Raw genomic sequence first — 17,996 nt, forward strand, 5'->3', positions numbered from 1 at the left:
ATGAATATTAATAACCTCAGTGGGATATACATAACATGAATAATATCTCGGTAACGCCTAAAGGCGGCACGATCGCCTCGCAGCTGAGTGGCAGCGACGTTAATTTGACCACTCCGAGTCTGGTTAAGCTCAACCTCAATCGATCTGATATCAAATCCTTCGCGCGCAACGGCAATGACCTCGTTGTCACAACGCATTCCGGCGAAACCGTTGTTATTCATAATTTTTATAGTCCGACAGGCGACAGCGATCTGGTGCTGCAGGATGACCAGGGCGCGCTGTGGTGGGTCGAAGATCCCGGCCAGCAGGGCTTCCAGTTTGTCTCTATCGACAGCACCGAAGGGCTGCTGGCGGATAACCTGACCAGTGACAATACCATTGCCGCCTTTGGTATCGGCGGCGCGGCGCTGGCGGGCATCGCAGCGATGTTCGCCGGTTCCGGCGGCGGCGGCGGTAACTCCTCTGAAACCGGGCAAACGCCGGGCGACGGCGGCACGGGCGGCGGCGATACCGGCGGCGGCACAGGCGGTGGCGATAATGGCGGCGGCACGGGCGGCGGCGATAATGGCGGCGGCACGGGCGGCGGCGATAATGGCGGCGGCACGGGCGGCGGCGATAATGGCGGCGGCACAGGCGGCGGCGATACCACTGCCCCTGGCGCGGTCACTAATCTGGTGGTGAGCGATAACGTCGGCAGCATTCAGGGCGCAATTACCGCAGGCGCCACTACCGACGACAACACGCCTGTCTTAAGCGGCACCGCAGAAGCGGGCGCTACCATCAGCGTTTACGATAACGGCACGCTGTTAGGCACGGTCACCGTCAACGCCGACGGCAGCTGGAGCTTCACTTCTCCGACGCTGGCGGACGGCCAGCACAGCCTGACGGTAACGGTCACCGATGCGGCGGGCAATACCAGCAGCGCCACCGATCCTCTCTCTTTTACCGTTGACACTGTCGCACCCGCAATCACTGACTTCAGCGCAACCAGCGACACGGGCGCGATTGTGACGCCCATCGCCGCAAACGGCGCGACAAATGACGCCACGCCAACGCTGCAGGGCACCACTGAAGCGGGCAGTACGGTTACCATTTCCGATAACGGCACCGTGCTGGGCACGGTCATCGCAGACAGCGACGGACGCTGGTCCTTTACCGCCGCCACCCTCAGCGAAGGCAGCCATACGCTGAGCATCACCGCGACCGATGCGGCTGGCAACGTCAGCCCGGCGACCACGCTCACCTTCACTGTTGACACCGTCGCGCCAGACGCAGCCACTAATTTGCAGTTGACGGATAACGTCGGCGACAGCCAGGGGCCGCTCGCCTCCGGCAGCTCCACCGACGACAATACGCCTGCGCTGAGCGGGCAGGCCGAAGCGGGCACCATCGTCAGCGTCTATGACGGCGACACCTTACTCGGCACGGTTACAGTCGGCGCCGACGGCAGCTGGAGCTTTACGACGCCTGCTCTGAGCAACGGCAGCCACAGCCTGACAACGACCGTCACCGACGCGGCGGGCAACGTCAGCGGATCAACCGCAGCCATCGTGGTTAACGTCGCGGCGGACGTGCCGCCAGCCACCAGCTCGCTGGAGATTACCGATGACAGCGGCAGCACCCTGGTGCAGCTCTCTGACGGCGCATCAACCGCCGATAACACCCCAATCCTGAGTGGCCTGACGACTGCTGGCGCGCTGGTGACGCTTTATAATGGCGAGCAGGTGCTGGGCAGCGTCATCGCCGACGCCAGCGGCCAGTGGAACTTTACGCCGGCTGCGCTTGGAGACGGCAGCTACGCCTTCCGCGCCGACACCACTAACGCGGACGGCAGCATCACCCCATCGGCGGTGCTGACCATCACTATCGACACTGCCGTGCCGACGACGCCGGCCGATCTGCTGCTGATCAACGACGACGGCGCGGCGGTTACCGCAGGCGGGGCAACCAACGATAATACCCTGACGCTGAGCGGCAGCGCGGAGCCGGGCAGCACCGTCACCGTACGCGACGGCGACACGCTGCTGGGCACGGCCACCGTCAACGCAGACGGCAGCTGGAGCCTCACCACGCCTGTTCTGACCGACGGCAGCCATAGCCTGACGGCGACGGTAACGGATGCGGCGGGCAACGTCAGCGCGGCTTCCGCGCCGATTGCTTTTACGGTCGATACGCAGGCGCCGCAAGCAGCAAGCGGCCTGGTGGTCACCGATGATGTGGGTGACAGCACCGGTCCGCTGACCTCTGGCGCCACCACCGATGACGCCACCCCGATCCTCAGCGGCCAGGCCGAGCCAGCTTCGCTGCTGACGATTTACGATAACGGCGTCGCTATCGGCAGCCTGACCGTCGGCCCCGACGGCAACTGGACCTTCACGCCGCCGGCGCTGAGCAACGGCCCGCACAGTCTGACCCTGACCGTAACCGATGCGGCAGGCAACGTCAGCGCGCCGACAGCGCCGTTTGACCTGACTGTCGCCGCAGGCGAACCGCCCGCAGCCAGCACGCTGGTAATCACCGACGACAGCGGCGCGGCGCCGGTTGAACTGGCTGATGGCGCCAGTACGCGCGACACCACGCCGACCCTGAGCGGACAGACCACCGCTAATGCGCTGGTGACCCTCTACAATGGCGATACCGCGATCGGTAGCGTCACCGCCGACATCAACGGGCAGTGGAGCTTTACGCCAGCGGCGCTGGGCGATGGCAGCTATGACTTCCGCGCCAGCGTCACTGACGCTTCAGGCAATGCGGTTGATTCCGCCACGCTGGCTATCACCATCGACACCTTGCCGCCCGCCACCGCTGCGGACGTTGCGCTGGTTGACGCTAACGGCGATCCGATTGTCAGCGGCGGTCTGACCAACAACAACGCGCCGGTGCTGAGCGGCAGCGCCGAGCCGGGCAGCACCGTCACCGTTTCTGACGGCGACACCGTGCTGGGCACCGCCACGGTTGGCGCCGACGGCAGCTGGAGCTTTACCTCGCCAGCGCTGGCCGATGGCAGCCACAGCCTGACGGCAGTAGTCACCGATGCGGCGGGCAACGCCAGCGCGGCGACTACGCCGGTGACCTTTACCCTCGATACCCAGGCACCGGCCGCTGCGGCCGATCTGACGCTGAACAGCGACAGCAACGGCGTCTCCGTGCCGGTGACCGCAGGCGCCACCACGGGCGACGCCTCGCCGGTGCTGAGCGGCAGCGCCGAGCCGGGCAGCACCGTGACCATCTCTGATGGCGACATCGTGCTCGGCACGGCGACGGTCGGCGGCGACGGTCGCTGGAGCTTTACCGCGACCGATTTGGCCGACGGCGGCCACAGCCTCACCACCACCGTGACCGATGCGGCGGGCAACACCGGACCGGCCTCTGAAGCGCTGCTCTTTACTGTGGATACGGTTGCGCCAGATGCGATTGCCGATCTGGTGATCAATGATGACGTGGGCGTTGACCAGGGCGCGCTCGCCTCGGGCGACACCACCGACGACAGCACGCCGACTCTGAGCGGCACGGCGGAAGCAAACAGCCTCGTCAGCGTGTATGACGGCGACACGCTGCTTGGCACCGTGACGGCGGACGCCAGCGGCGGCTGGAGCTTTACCCCCGACGCGCTGAGCAACGGCCTGCACAGCTTTACCGTCACCGTCACCGACGCGGCAGGCAACGTCAGCGCGCCGACTGCTGCGTTTGACCTGAACGTCGACGCAGCCTTGCCGCCTGCCACCGCCTCGCTGGAGGTGACCGACGACAGCGGCAGCACCCTTGTCGACCTGGCCGATGGCGCCAGCACCCGCGACACGACGCCGGTGCTGAGCGGTTTGACCACCGCTAACGCCCTGGTGACGCTCTACAACGGCGATACCGCAATCGGCAGCGTCACCGCCGATGCCAGCGGTCAGTGGAGCTTTACGCCCGCGGCGCTGGAGGATGGCAGCTACGCCTTCCGCGCTGACACCACCAACGCAGACGGCACAATCACGCCGTCGCCGGTGCTTACCATTACCGTTGACACCGTGGCGCCGGCGGTCGCGGCGGATGTCGCGTTGACCGATGCCAACGGCGATCCAATCGTCAACGACGGCGCCACCAACAGCACCGCACCCGTGCTGAGCGGCACGGCGGAGCCGGGCAGCATCGTTACCGTGTCTGACGGCACCAACGTGCTGGGCAGCGCCACGGTTGGCCAGGACGGCAACTGGAGCTTCACCTCGCCAGCCCTTGCCGAAGGCGACCACAGCCTGACCGCCACCGTCACCGATGCGGCGGGCAACGTCAGCGCGCCTTCCACGCCAGTCACCTTCACGCTGGATACCACTGCGCCGCAAACGGCCGCCGGCGTAACGGTCACTGATGATGTCGGCGCTCTGCAGGGCGAGCTCGCCTCTGGCGCAACCACCGACGATAACACGCCGACCCTGAGCGGCACGGCGGAAGCCAACAGCGTGGTCAGCGTCTACGATGGCGACACGCTGCTCGGCACGGCCAGTGTTGGCACCGACGGCAACTGGAGTTTCACCTCGCCGGTTCTGGCCGATGGCCCGCACAGCCTGACCCTGACCGTGACCGACGCGGCAGGCAACGTCAGCGCGGCGACCGCGCCGTTCGACCTCACCGTCGCCGCCACGCAGCCGCCGGCCACCGTCACGCTGACGGTCTCGGACGACAGCGGCAGCGCGCCGGTGGATTTAGCCGACGGCGCCAGCACGCGCGATACGACGCCGGTGCTGAGTGGCGTCACCACGGCCGGGCTGCTGGTGACGCTTTATAACGGCGATACCGCCATCGGCAGCGTCACCGCCGACGCCAGCGGCCAGTGGAGCTTTACGCCGCAGGCGCTGACGGACGGCAGCTATGACTTCCGCGCCAGTGTCACCGACGCCGCAGGTAACACCGCCGACTCCGCCACGCTGGCGATTACTGTTGATACCGTCGCGCCGCAAACCGCTGCGGACGTTACGCTGGTTGACGCCAGTGGCGATCCCATTGTCAGCGGCGGCCTGACCAACAACAACGCGCCGGTCTTGAGCGGCAGCGCCGAGCCGGGCAGCACCGTTACCGTCTCTGACGGCGACGCCGTGCTGGGCACCGCCACGGTTGGCGAAGACGGCAGCTGGAGCTTTACCTCGCCGGCTCTGGCCGACGGCAGCCACAGCCTGACGGCAGTAGTCACCGATGCGGCGGGCAACGCCAGCGCGGCGACCACGCCGGTGACCTTTACCCTTGATACCCAGGCACCGGCTGCCGCGGCCGATCTGACGCTGAACAGCGACAGCAACGGCGTCTCCGTGCCGGTGACCGCAGGCACCACCACGGGCGACGCCTCGCCGGTGCTGAGCGGTAGCGCCGAGCCGGGCAGCACCGTGACCATCTCTGACGGCGACGCGGTGCTCGGCACCGTGACGGTCGGTCAGGATGGTCGCTGGAGCTTTACCGCGACCGATCTGGCCGACGGCGGCCACAGCCTGACCACCACCGTGACCGATGCGGCGGGCAACGTTGGCCCGGCCTCTCCGGCGCTCGATTTCACGGTCGACACCACCGCGCCTGACGCCATTGTCGATCTGACGGTGAGCGACGACGCGGGCGTCGACCAGGGCGTGCTCGCCTCCGGCGACACCACCGACGACAGCACGCCGACCCTGAGCGGCACGGCGGAGGCCAACGGCCTGATTAGCGTCTACGACGGCGACACGCTGCTGGGTACCACCACGGCGGACGGCGAGGGCAACTGGAGCTTTACCACCGACGCGCTGAGCAACGGCCTGCACAGCTTTACCGTCACCGTGACCGACGCGGTGGGCAACGTCAGCGCGCCGACTGCCGCGTTCGATCTGACCATCGATGCAGCCTTGCCGCCTGCCACCGCCTCGCTGGAGGTGACCGACGACAGCGGCAGCACCCTTGTCGATCTGGCCGACGGCGCCAGCACCCGCGACACGACGCCGGTTCTCAGCGGCCTGACCACCGCCAACGCGCTGGTGACGCTCTACAACGGCGATACGGTCATCGGCAGCGTCACCGCCGACGCCAGCGGCCAGTGGAGCTTTACCCCAGCGGCGCTGGAGGATGGCAGCTACGCCTTCCGCGCTGATACCACCAACGCAGACGGCACAATCACGCCGTCGCCGGTGCTGACTATTACTATTGACAGCGTTGCGCCGGAACCCGTGAGCGGCCTGCTGCTGAGCAGCGACGCCAGCGGCACGGCGGTTCCTGTCACCACCGGCGCGACTAACGACGCGACCCCGTTGCTGAGCGGCTCGGCAGAGCCGGGCAGCGTTGTCACCGTGTCTGACGGCAGCAACGTGCTGGGCAGCGCCACGGTTGGCCAGGACGGCAGCTGGAGCTTCACCACGCCAGCGCTGGCGGAAGGCAACCACAGCCTGACCGCCACCGTGACCGATGCGGCGGGCAACGTCAGCGCGCCTTCCGCGCCGATTACCTTCGTCGTAGACGCTACGCCGCCAGCTGCGCCAGCCGATCTGACGCTGCTTGATAACAGCGGCGGCACCATTCAGCCGATTGAAGCGGGCGGCGCGACCAGCAATACCACGCCGGTACTCAGCGGCACCGCAGAACCTGGCAGCACCGTGACTATCCTCGATGGCGCTACCACGCTGGGCACGGCGACAGTGGGCAGCGACGGCAGCTGGAGCTTCACGACGTCAGCGCTGGCGGAAGGGGGCCACAGCCTGACGGCGACGGTAACCGATCCGGCAGGCAACACCGGCCCGGCCTCCGCGCCGCTGGCCTTCAACGTCGACACCACCGCGCCTGAAGCCGCCAGTGGCCTGGTTGTCACCGATGACGTGGGCGTCGATCAGGGCGCGCTCGCCTCTGGCGACACCACCGACGACCGCACGCCGACCCTCAGCGGTCAGGGCGAAGCCAACGCGCTGGTGACGATCTATGATGGCGAGGTGGTTCTGGGATACACCACCGTCGACACCGACGGTAGCTGGAGCTTCACCACGCCGACGCTCAGCAGCGGCCTGCATAGCCTGACTACCACCGTCACCGACGCGGCAGGCAACGTTAGCCCGGCCTCCGACGCCTTTACCCTGACCATCGACGGCGGTCTGCCGCCTGCCACCACCACCCTCGAGGCGGTGAATGACGAAGGCACAACAACCACGCCGCTGACCGACGGCGCGGTAACCAATGACGACAGCCCGGTGCTAAACGGTCTGGCCGCCGCAGGCAGCGTGGTCACGCTGTTTGACGGCCAGACTGAGCTGGGCAGCGCTACGGCAGACGGCAACGGCCAGTGGTTCTTCCGCCTCTTCTCGCTGGCGAACGGCCCGCATACTTTTACCGCCACCGTTGTTAATCCTGACGGCACGACCACCAGCGCCGGACCGCTGACCCTGACTATCGACACGGTTGCGCCGGAGGCGGCAGGCGATCTGCAGCTCAGCGGCGATGCCGGCAGCATCAGCGTGCCGGTCAGCGAAGGCGGCGTCACCAATGACGTGTCGCCGATCCTGAGCGGCACGGCGGAGCCTGGCAGTACCGTCAGCGTGCTTAACAACGGCATACTGCTCGGCACGGCAACCGTGAATGCTGACGGCGGCTGGCGCTTTACCACGCCTGCGCTGGCGGAAGGGGCGCACAGCCTGACGACCACCGTCACCGATCCGGCGGGCAACACCGGCCCAGCCTCAACGCCGCTAACCTTTACCGTTGATACCACGCCGCCAGCCGCGGCCAGCAATCTGGTCGTGTCTGACGATGTGGGCGGTAGCCAGGGAGCACTGGCCTCAGGCGACACCACCGACGACAACACGCCAACCCTTAGCGGTCAGGCCGAAGCGGGCGCGCGGGTTACCGTTTACGAAGGCGACGTGCTGCTGGGCAGCGCCACGGCAGACGGCAACGGCAACTGGAGTCTGACCACTATCGCCCTGAGCAACGGCAGCCACAGCATGACGGTGACCGTGACCGACGCGGCGGGCAACGTCAGCCTGGCGACGCCAGCCTTTAACCTGAACATTCAGGCCGGCCTGCCGCCTGCCACCGTCTCGCTGGAGGCGACCGATGACAGCGGTAGCCCGCTGCTCCCGCTGGCCGACGGCGCCAGCACGCAGGACACCACGCCGATCCTCAGTGGGCTGGCCACCGCGGGCGTGCTGGTGACGATCTTCAGCAACGATGTCGCGCTGGGCAGCGTTACCGCTGACGCCAGCGGACAGTGGAGCTTTACGCCCGCCACGCTGGCGGATGGCACCTATACCTTCCTCGCCAGCTATACCGACGCCACCGGCAATCTGGTCGCGTCCACGCCGCTGACGCTGACCGTCGACACCGTGGCGCCGGCAGCAGCAGCGGACATCGCGCTGACCGACGCCAACGGCGATCCGGTCGGCACAGATGCGCCGACCAACAATAATACGCCGACGCTGAGCGGCAGCGCCGAGCCGGGCAGCACCGTCACCATCTCCGACGGCGACACCGTGCTGGGCACGGCAACGGTGGGCACCGACGGCAGCTGGAGCTTCACCACGCCAGCGCTCTCCGACGGCGATCACAGCCTGACGACCACTGTGACGGATGCAGCGGGGAACGCGGGTCCTGCCTCCGATCCTGTCGCCATCACCGTCGACACCCTGCCGCCAGCCTTGCCGGCAGATGTGGTGCTGAGCAATGACGGCGCGCCGATCGCTTCCGGCAGCCTGATCAATAACGCCACGCCGGTATTGAGCGGCAGCGCCGAGCCGGGCAGCATCGTGACCGTTTCCGACGGCGACACCCCGCTGGGCAGCGTGACGGTGGGCAACGACGGCAACTGGAGCTACACCACGCCGACGCTGGATGATGGCGACCACAGCCTGAGCGCGGTGGTCACCGATGCGGCAGGCAACAGCAGCAGCGCCACCACGCCAGTGCTGATTACTGTTGATACGGTGGCGCCGGCTGCGGCGGGCGACCTGCTGCTCAGCAACGATCAGAGCGGCACGCCGGTGGCGATTGACGGCACCGTGACCAACGATCCGACGCCGGTGCTGAGCGGCACCGGCGAGGCGGGCGGCTTTGTCACCGTTTATGACGGCGATACGGCGCTCGGTTCGGCAGCGGTAGGCACCGACGGCAACTGGAGCTTCACCACGCCGGCGCTGAGCGAAGGCGACCACAGCCTGACGGCCGTGGTCACCGATGCAGCGGGTAACGCCGGTCCGGCTTCAGATGCGGTGGCCTTTACCGTGGATACCACGCCGCCGGTGGTGGCAGCCGATCTGCTGCTCAGCAGCACTGAAGGCGGCACGGCGATTACCGCGGGCGGCCTGACCAACAGCGCCACGCCGGTGCTGAGCGGCACCGCCGAGGCGGGCAGCATCGTGACCGTTTCTGACGGCGATACCCCGCTGGGCAGCGTCACGGTGGGCAACGACGGCAACTGGAGCTTTACCTCGCCGACGCTGGCCGAGGGCGCACACAGCCTGAGCGCCACCGTGACCGATGCGGTGGGCAACGTCAGCGCGCCGACTGATGCGCTGAGCTTTACGGTGGATACGGTGGCGCCGGAGGCGGCGCTGGGCCTGACGTTGGTTAACGATCAGAGCGGCTCGGCGATCCCGGCGAACGGCACGACCAATGACGTGACGCCGGTGCTGAGCGGCACCGCTGAGCCGGGCAGCGTCGTCACGCTGTTCGACGGCGACGCGGCGCTGGGCTCTGTCGCGGTAGATGCAGAGGGCAACTGGAGCTTTACCACACCAGAACTGGCAGCGGGCGATCACAGCCTGACCGCCACCGTGACCGATGCCGCCGGTAACACCGGCACGGCGTCGGCAGCCTACGTCTTTAGCATCGACCTGACGCCGCCAGCGGCACCGGCGGATCTGGCGCTGACCAACGACGGCAGCAACACGGCCATTACCGCGGGCGGCCAGACCAACGACACCACGCCGGTGCTGAGCGGCACCGCGTCGGCGGGCGGCACGGTGACCGTGCTCGACGGTACCACGGTGCTCGGCACCGCGACGGTCGATGCAGACGGCAACTGGAGCTTTACCGCGCCGACCCTGAGCGAAGGGGCGCACAGCCTGAGCGCGACCGTTACTGACGCCACCGGCAACAGCAGCGCACCATCCGAGTCGATCGGCTTCAGCATCGACACCGGCGCGCCTGCGGCGGCAGCCGATCTGCTGCTCACCAACGATGCCAGCGGCGCGGTTATCACGGCGGGTGGCACCACCAACGACACCACGCCGGTGCTGAGCGGCACCGCAGAGCCAGGCAGTTCGATCAGCATCTCTAACGGCGCGACGCTGCTGGCGACGGTGCCGGTGGCCGCTGACGGCAGCTGGAGCTATACGCTGCCGACGCTGGCCGAGGGCAACTACAGCCTCACCACCGTCGTAACCGATGCGGCAGGCAACGTCGGCCCGACCTCTGACGCCTTTAACTTCAGCGTGGATACCACCGCGCCGACGCTGCCGATCGATGTGGTGGTCAATAACAACGCCGGTCAGACGCTGGTGCCGATTGCGGAAGGCAGCACCGTTAACGACGCCACGCCGGAACTGACCGGCACGGCTGAAGCGGGCAGCCTCGTCACCGTGTTCGACAACGATGCGGCGATTGGATCTGTGACCGCCGGATCGGACGGCAGCTGGATCTTTATCACGCCGACGCTGACTGACGGCCTGCACAGCCTGAGCGTCACCGTCACCGACGCGGCGGGCAACAGCAGCGGCAATACCCCTGCTGTCAGCTTTACCGTCGATACCGCCGCGCCAGAGGCGGCGACCGAGCTGGCGCTGACCAATGACGTTACCGGCGCGGCCATCCAGCCGGGCGGCCTGACCAACGACAACACGCCGGTGCTGAGCGGCACCGCGCCAGCGGGCAGCATTGTCACCGTGCTGGACGGCACGGCGGTGCTCGGCAGCGCCACCGTGGCGGACGACGGCAGTTGGAGCTTTACCTCGCCAACGCTTAACGACGGCGTGCACAGCCTGAGCGCCATCGTCACCGACGCGGCGGGCAACGCCAGCGCGGCCAGCGACGCCATTACGCTGAATGTCGATACCCAGCCGCCAGCGGCGGTCACCAGCCTCGCGCTGACCAACGACAGCGGCACCGAGGGGGTTGCCATCCCGGACGGCGGCCTGACCGACGACAGCACGCCGGTACTGAGCGGCCTGGCGGAAGCGGGCGGCACCGTCACCGTTTATGACGGCGCAACGCTGCTGGGCAGCGTCCCGGTCAACGACGACGGCAGCTGGAGCTATACCCCGTCTGCGCTGGGCGACGGCACCCATACCTTTACCGTCACGCCGACCGATGCGGCGGGCAACGTTGGCGCCTCCGCTACCATCAGCGTAGTGATTGACGCGACCGCGCCAGAGACAGCGCTGGATATCGCCCTTAACAGCGACAACAGCGCGACGGCGGTGGCGATCGCCAACGGCGACACCACCAGCGACAGCACGCCGCTGCTGAGCGGCAGCGGTGAAGCGGGCACTATCGTGACCGTCTATGATGGCACCACCGCGCTCGGCACCACCACGGTCGGCGCTAACGGCCTGTGGAGCTTCTCGGTGCCGACGCTGAGCGACGCCCTGCATAGCCTGACGGTGACCCTTACCGATGCGGCTGGCAACGTCAGCGCGCCTTCTACCGCGATCGCCTTTACCGTCGATACCGTGGCGCCAGTGGCGACCGCGTTGTCGGTCAGCAGCGACAACGGAGCAGAACCGGTGGTGCTGACGCCGAATGCCGCCACCAGCGACAACACGCTGCTGCTGACGGGAACGGCGGAAGCCAACAGCCTGGTTACGATCTACGACGGTGATGTGGCGATTGGCTCGACGACGGCAGACGGCGAGGGCGCGTGGACCTTTAACACGCCGACGCTGGCGGACGGCACCCATGCACTGAGCGCCACGGTCACCGATGAGATCGGCAACGTCAGCGCACGGTCTGAGGCCTTTACCTTTAGCGTCGACGTGACGCCGCCGGAACCGGCGACTGCACTGACGCTGCGTAACGATGGCGGCGTCGCTATCGCCGACGGTGGCGTGACCAACGACAGCACACCAGCGGTCAGCGGCACGGCGGAGGCGGGCGCGCTGGTCACCGTCTATGACGGCACCACGGCGGTGGGATCGGTGCTGGCGGATGGCAATGGCGCCTGGAGTATTACGCCAGCGCCTGCACTCTCTGACGCCCTTCATACGCTGAACGTCACGGTTACTGATGCGGCGGGCAACGTTAGCGCCACCTCATCTGTCACGTTGACGGTAGACACTATCGCGCCGCAGCCGGTGGCGACCTTTGATATTTACGACACCAACGGTGCGACGCCGGTTGTCATCGGCAATGACGGTAACACCAATGACGAAACGCCGGTGCTGCGCGGCACCGCCGAGGCGGGCGCGACGGTGAATATCTATCAGGGCGAGACGCTGCTCGGCACCGCCACGGTGAATGAAAGCGGCGTCTGGCGCTTTGAAACCGGCACGCTGGCCGACGGGCAGTACACCTATACCGTGTCGGTCACCGACGCGGCGGGTAATACCAGCGCCGAGGCTGAGCCTTACACCATTAACGTCGATCTCACTCCGCCGGCGGCCATCGCCGATCTGGTGATCACCGACAATGCGGGCGTCACCACCGGCCCGCTGATTGATGGCGCCTTTACCGACGACAACACGCCAATCCTGAGCGGCACGGCGGAGCTGGGCAGCACCGTTTCCGTCTATGACGGCGATATCTTGCTCGGCACGGTGACGGCGGGCGCAGGCGGCGCATGGAGCTTTACGCCAGCGGCGCTGAGCAACGGCGCGCACAGCTTTACCGTTACGCAGACCGATGCGGCGGGCAACGTCGGCGCGGCGACCACGGCTGTCGGTATCACTATCGAAAATGGCCTGCCGCCGACCACCAGCACGCTGCAGATCACCGACGATGCTGGCAGCACGCTGGTTAACCTGCAGAACGGGGCGTTTACTGATGACACCACGCCGGTGATCAGCGGCGTGGCCACAGCAGGCGACGTGGTCACCATTCTGGACGGCACGACCACACTGGGCAGCGTGACCGTAGGCGCAGGCGGCATCTGGAGCTTTACGCCTGCCACGCCGCTGACGGAGGGCGCGCATGCAATCTCTATCACGACCGTCGATATCAATAACGAGCCTGGCGAACCGGCTGGCCCCATCAACTTTACCGTCGATATCACGCCACCGGTCACGGCCACCGCGCTGCTGCTAAACAATAACAATGGCACCACGCCGGTGGAGATTGCCAATAACGGCGCCACCAACGATAACACGCCGCAGCTGAGCGGCACGGCGGAAGCGGGTGCGCTGGTCACCGTCTATGACGGCGATACGGTAATCGGTTCCGCTACGGCGGGCACCGGCGGCGCATGGAGTTTTGTTTCCCCGCTGCTGATCAACGGGCCGCACGCGCTGAGCGTCACGGTTACCGATGCGGCGGGCAACATTAGTTCGCGCTCGGAAGCGATCGCCTTTACCGTCGACACCATCGCTCCAGCGGCGCCGGCGACGCTGACCGTCACCAACGACATCACCAATGTCACGGTGCCGAACGGCGGATCCACCAATGACGCGACGCCGGTGGTGCGCGGCACCGCCGAAGCAGGCGGCGTGGTCACCGTTTATGACGGCACTACGGCGCTGGGTTCGGTCACGGTTGGCAGCGACGGCACATGGAGTTTCACCACTGGCGCGCTTTCTGAGGGTACGCATACACTGAACGCACGCGTCAGGGATGTGGCGGGTAACCTCAGCGTGCCGTCCGGCAGCGCCACGGTGGTGGTCGACACCGTCGCGCCCGGTGCCGTCACGCTGGCCGCCAGCAACAACAACGGCACGACGGCGACGCCAATCGCCAGCAACGGCACCACCAACGACAGCACGCCACTGCTGACCGGGACGGCGGAGGCGGGAAGCCGCATCATCATCTCTGAAAACGGTACGGCGCTGGGTAGCGTCACGGCGGGCAGCAACGGTCAGTGGAGTTTCACTACGCCGACGCTGGCCGACGGCGCGCACACCCTGAGCGTGACCGCGACCGATGCCGCAGGCAACACCGGCGAGGCCGCGCTGCTGACGCTGACGGTAGCGACCACCGCGCCAGCGCCGGTCGCTGACCTGACGGTTAACGATAATGCAGGCGGGATCCAGGGCAACCTGACGAACGGCGCCTTTACTGATGACGCCACGCCAACCCTGAGCGGCACCACCACCGCAGGCAATATCGTCAGCGTCTATGACGGCACCACGCTGCTTGGCACGGTGACGGCAGGTACAGGCGGCGCCTGGACCTTCACCACCGGCGTGCTGAGCAACGGCGAGCACACGCTCAACGTCACCGTGACTAACGCGGCGGGCAACACCAGCGCGGCAACGCCGTTCAACCTTACGGTAGACACCGTCGCGCCAGCGGCGTCAACGCTGGTTATCACCAACGACGCCGCCAACGTGACGGTGCCGAACGGCAGCACCACCAGCGACAATACGCCAGTGCTGAGCGGCACGGCGGAAGCCAACAGCGTGGTGACCGTTTATGACGGCACCACCACGCTGGGCACCGTCACCGTCGGCACCGGTGGCGCATGGAGCTTTGCGCCGACGACGCTCGGCGAGGGCACCCATGCGCTGCGCGTCACGGTCACGGATCAGGCGGGCAACGTCAGCGGCTCCACCACGGCCAGCATCGTGGTGGACACCACGCCGCCTGCGGCTGTGACCCTGACGGCGAGCAACAACAACGGCACCACGCCGGTACCGATTGCCAACAACGGCAGCACCAACGACAACACGCCAGCGCTGACCGGCACCGCTGAGGCGGGCAGCCGCGTCACCATCACTGACGGCACCACGGTGCTGGGCAGCGTGACGGCGGGCAGCAACGGGCAGTGGAGCTTCGTCACGCCGACGCTGGCGGACGGCGCGCATACCCTGAGCGTGACCGCCACCGACGCAGTGGGCAACACCAGCGCACCGACCACGGTGACGCTGACTGTCGACACCACGGCACCGGCAGCGGTCACCAATCTGGCGATCAACGACAACGTCGGCACTATTCAGGGCGACCTGGCGAACGGTGCGGTAACCGATGACAATACGCCAACGCTGCGCGGCACGGCGGAAGCGGGCGCGACGGTGATCGTTTATGACGGCACCACGGCGCTCGGCTCGGTGACGGCGGGCGCCGACGGCGCATGGAGCTTCACCACCGCCGCGCTGAGCAACGGCGTGCATCCGCTGAGCGTGACGGTGCGCGATGCGCTGGGCAACACCAGCGCGGCGTCGGCAACGGTTTCCATTACGGTGGATACGGTTGCACCGACGGCATCAACGCTGCAGATTGTCAACGACGTTACCGGCACGGTAGTGGCGAACGGCGGTGCGACCAACGACAGCACGCCAACCCTGAGCGGCACGGCGGAGGCGGGCAGTCGCGTCACCATCTATGACGGCACCACCGTGCTGGGCACGGCGACGGCAGGCACCGGCGGGGCGTGGAGCTTCACCTCTCCGACGCTGCTGGCGGGCACGCATGCGCTCAACGTCACGGTGACCGATGCGGCGGGCAACGTCAGCGGTTCGACGGCGGCCACGGTCATTGTCGACACCACGGCGCCGGCGGCAGTCACCGCGCTGACGGTGAGCAACAACAACGGCAGCACGCCGGTGACCATCCCTAACGGCGGCGTCACCAACGACACCACGCCGCTGTTGAGCGGCAGCGGCGAGGTCGGCGCGCGGATCAGCGTCTATGAAGGCGCCACCCTGTTGGGCACCACCACCGTGGGCAGCAACGGACAGTGGAGCCTGATTAGCCCGACGCTGGCGAGCGGCGCGCACACCCTGACCGTCACCGCGACCGATGCGGCAGGCAACGTCAGTCCGGGCGTCAACGCCTCTCTGACCATCGACACCACGGCGCCGGCGGCCAGCACGCTGGTGATCACCAACGACTCGGTGACGCCGACCGTCACCGTGCCGAGCGGCGGGGCAACGCGCGACACCACGCCGGTGCTGAGCGGCACGGCGGAAGCGGGCGCGCTGGTCAGGATCTATGACGGCGCAACGCTGCTGGGCAGTGTTACCGCCAGCACCGGCGGCGCCTGGAGCTTCACCACCGCTACGCTGACGCAGGGCGCGCATGCGCTGAACGTCACGGTGACCGACACGGCGGGCAACGTCAGCACCACGACGTCGGCCAGCGTGACCATCGACAGCGTGGCGCCGACGGCGGTAACCGCGCTGGCGATCAACACGGCAGGCACCACGCTGACCGGTAGCGGTGAAGCGGGCGCGACGGTGACGGTACGCGACGCGGGCGGCAACGCCATCGGCAGCTCTACCGTGGCGGCCAACGGCAGCTTCTCGGTGTCGCTGACCACGGCGCAGACCACCGGCGCGACGCTGTCGGTCACCCAGGTCGACAGCGCAGGCAACGTCTCGCCTGCCGCGTCAGTGCTGGGCGCCATCCGCGTGGTGGCGGCCAACGATGTGACCGAGGTGGACTACTCCACGCAGGCTGGCAGCATCACCAACGCCAATACCAGCTTTACCAGCGCGGCGCTGCTGAGCGTCAATCTGGGTACGGTACTGAGCGCCAGCGTGCTGAACAGCACTAACGCCTATACCTTTAGCGTGGGAACGGGCGATACGCGTTCAGTCACGCTGCACGCCTCGGCGACCAGCCTGGTTGCACTGACCGCCAACTACACGCTCTACCTCTATCAGCAGCAGGCGAACGGCACCTGGACGCTGAAGTCCAGTTCGGCCAACTACATCTCCACGCTGCTGACCATCGGTACGCAGACTGGCGCGAACGTGACCTACAGCAATCTCGGCACCGGCAACTACGCCGTGCTGCTGGGCACCAGCACCGGCGTTGGCGTTCTGCCGTCAACCACCGTGACCACCACGTCGGATATCACCTATACGGCGGTGACGATAGCGGCCACCGTGACGGGCAACCTGCTGGCGAACGATACCAGTTCGGTGGCTGGCACGGTGCCGACAGGTACGCTGGTGACTACGGTATCGGGCGGCGCCATCGCGGCGACCGGTAACACGGTGATCAACACCACCTACGGCACCCTGACCGTCGACGCCAAAGGTAACTACACCTATGCGCTGAAAGCGGGTCTGGACGCCGACACGGTGCCCGCCACCGACGTCTTCAGCTACTCGGTGCGCGACGCCAGCGGCACGGTGACCTCGGCCACCCTGACCGTCGATCTGCATAACGGGCCAGCGACCACGCTCTTCTCGGTCAACAGCCTGTTTGCGGAAGCCAGCGTCGATGACGGCACCACGGCGAGCGGCAGCATCTACGGTGACAGCACGGCAACCCATAGCGGCACGCTGAGCATCACCAACGAGGCGGGTCAGACCACCGCCGTCAGCAGCAGCGGCAGCACGCTGGTAGCGGGCGATTACGGGACCCTGACCATCACAGCCGACGGTCACTACACCTACGCGCTCAACAGCGCCGTCAACGTGCAGGAGATCGCGCACAAAGAGGTGTTCAGCTACAGCCTGGCGGCGGCCGACGGCACCATCACCACCAACAGCTTCACCATCGAGCTGCATCCGACCATCACGGGCACCGCCAGTGCGGATGCGCTCACCAGCAGCGCCTATGACGACACCATCACCGCTGGCGCAGGCGCCGATACCCTGGTGTATCACCTGCTGAGCAGCGTAGATGCCGTCGGCGGCAACGGCCACGACACCTGGACCGATTTCTCTGTCGCCGATGGCGACAAGATCGACGTCAGCAGTCTGCTGGTCGGCTGGAACGACACCACCAGCAACGTTAATGACTTCGTGAAGGTGGACCACACTGCGGATGGCAATACCGTGCTGTCGATTGACCGCGACGGCACCGGTACCGCCTACAGCAGCACGCAGCTGGTCACGCTGGAGGGCGTCAACGTTTCACTGGAGGAGCTACTGCAACAACCGCACCAGAATCACACGGCTTAACCGCCGTTATGTCTG

At 66.9% G+C, this 17,996-nt stretch carries 1 protein-coding gene; it reads left to right on the top strand.

The window, feature by feature from the left end:
- The first annotated feature begins 35 nt into the window (after window positions 1–35).
- Entirely contained in the window at window positions 36–17,981 is a 17,946-nt protein-coding gene (locus B2J69_RS23925; protein ID WP_143806313.1) for an Ig-like domain-containing protein, read from the top strand.
- The last annotated feature ends 15 nt before the right edge of the window (window positions 17,982–17,996 follow it).

The organism is Pantoea latae (assembly GCF_002077695.1).
In the GTDB taxonomy this organism is placed as follows: Bacteria; Pseudomonadota; Gammaproteobacteria; order Enterobacterales; family Enterobacteriaceae; genus Pantoea; species Pantoea latae.

What these genes read in the sequence shown, in the direction of transcription:
- B2J69_RS23925 (WP_143806313.1), top strand. Translation starts at nt 36, where the DNA reads ATGAATAATATCTCGGTAACGCCTAAAGGCGGCACGATCGCCTCGCAG.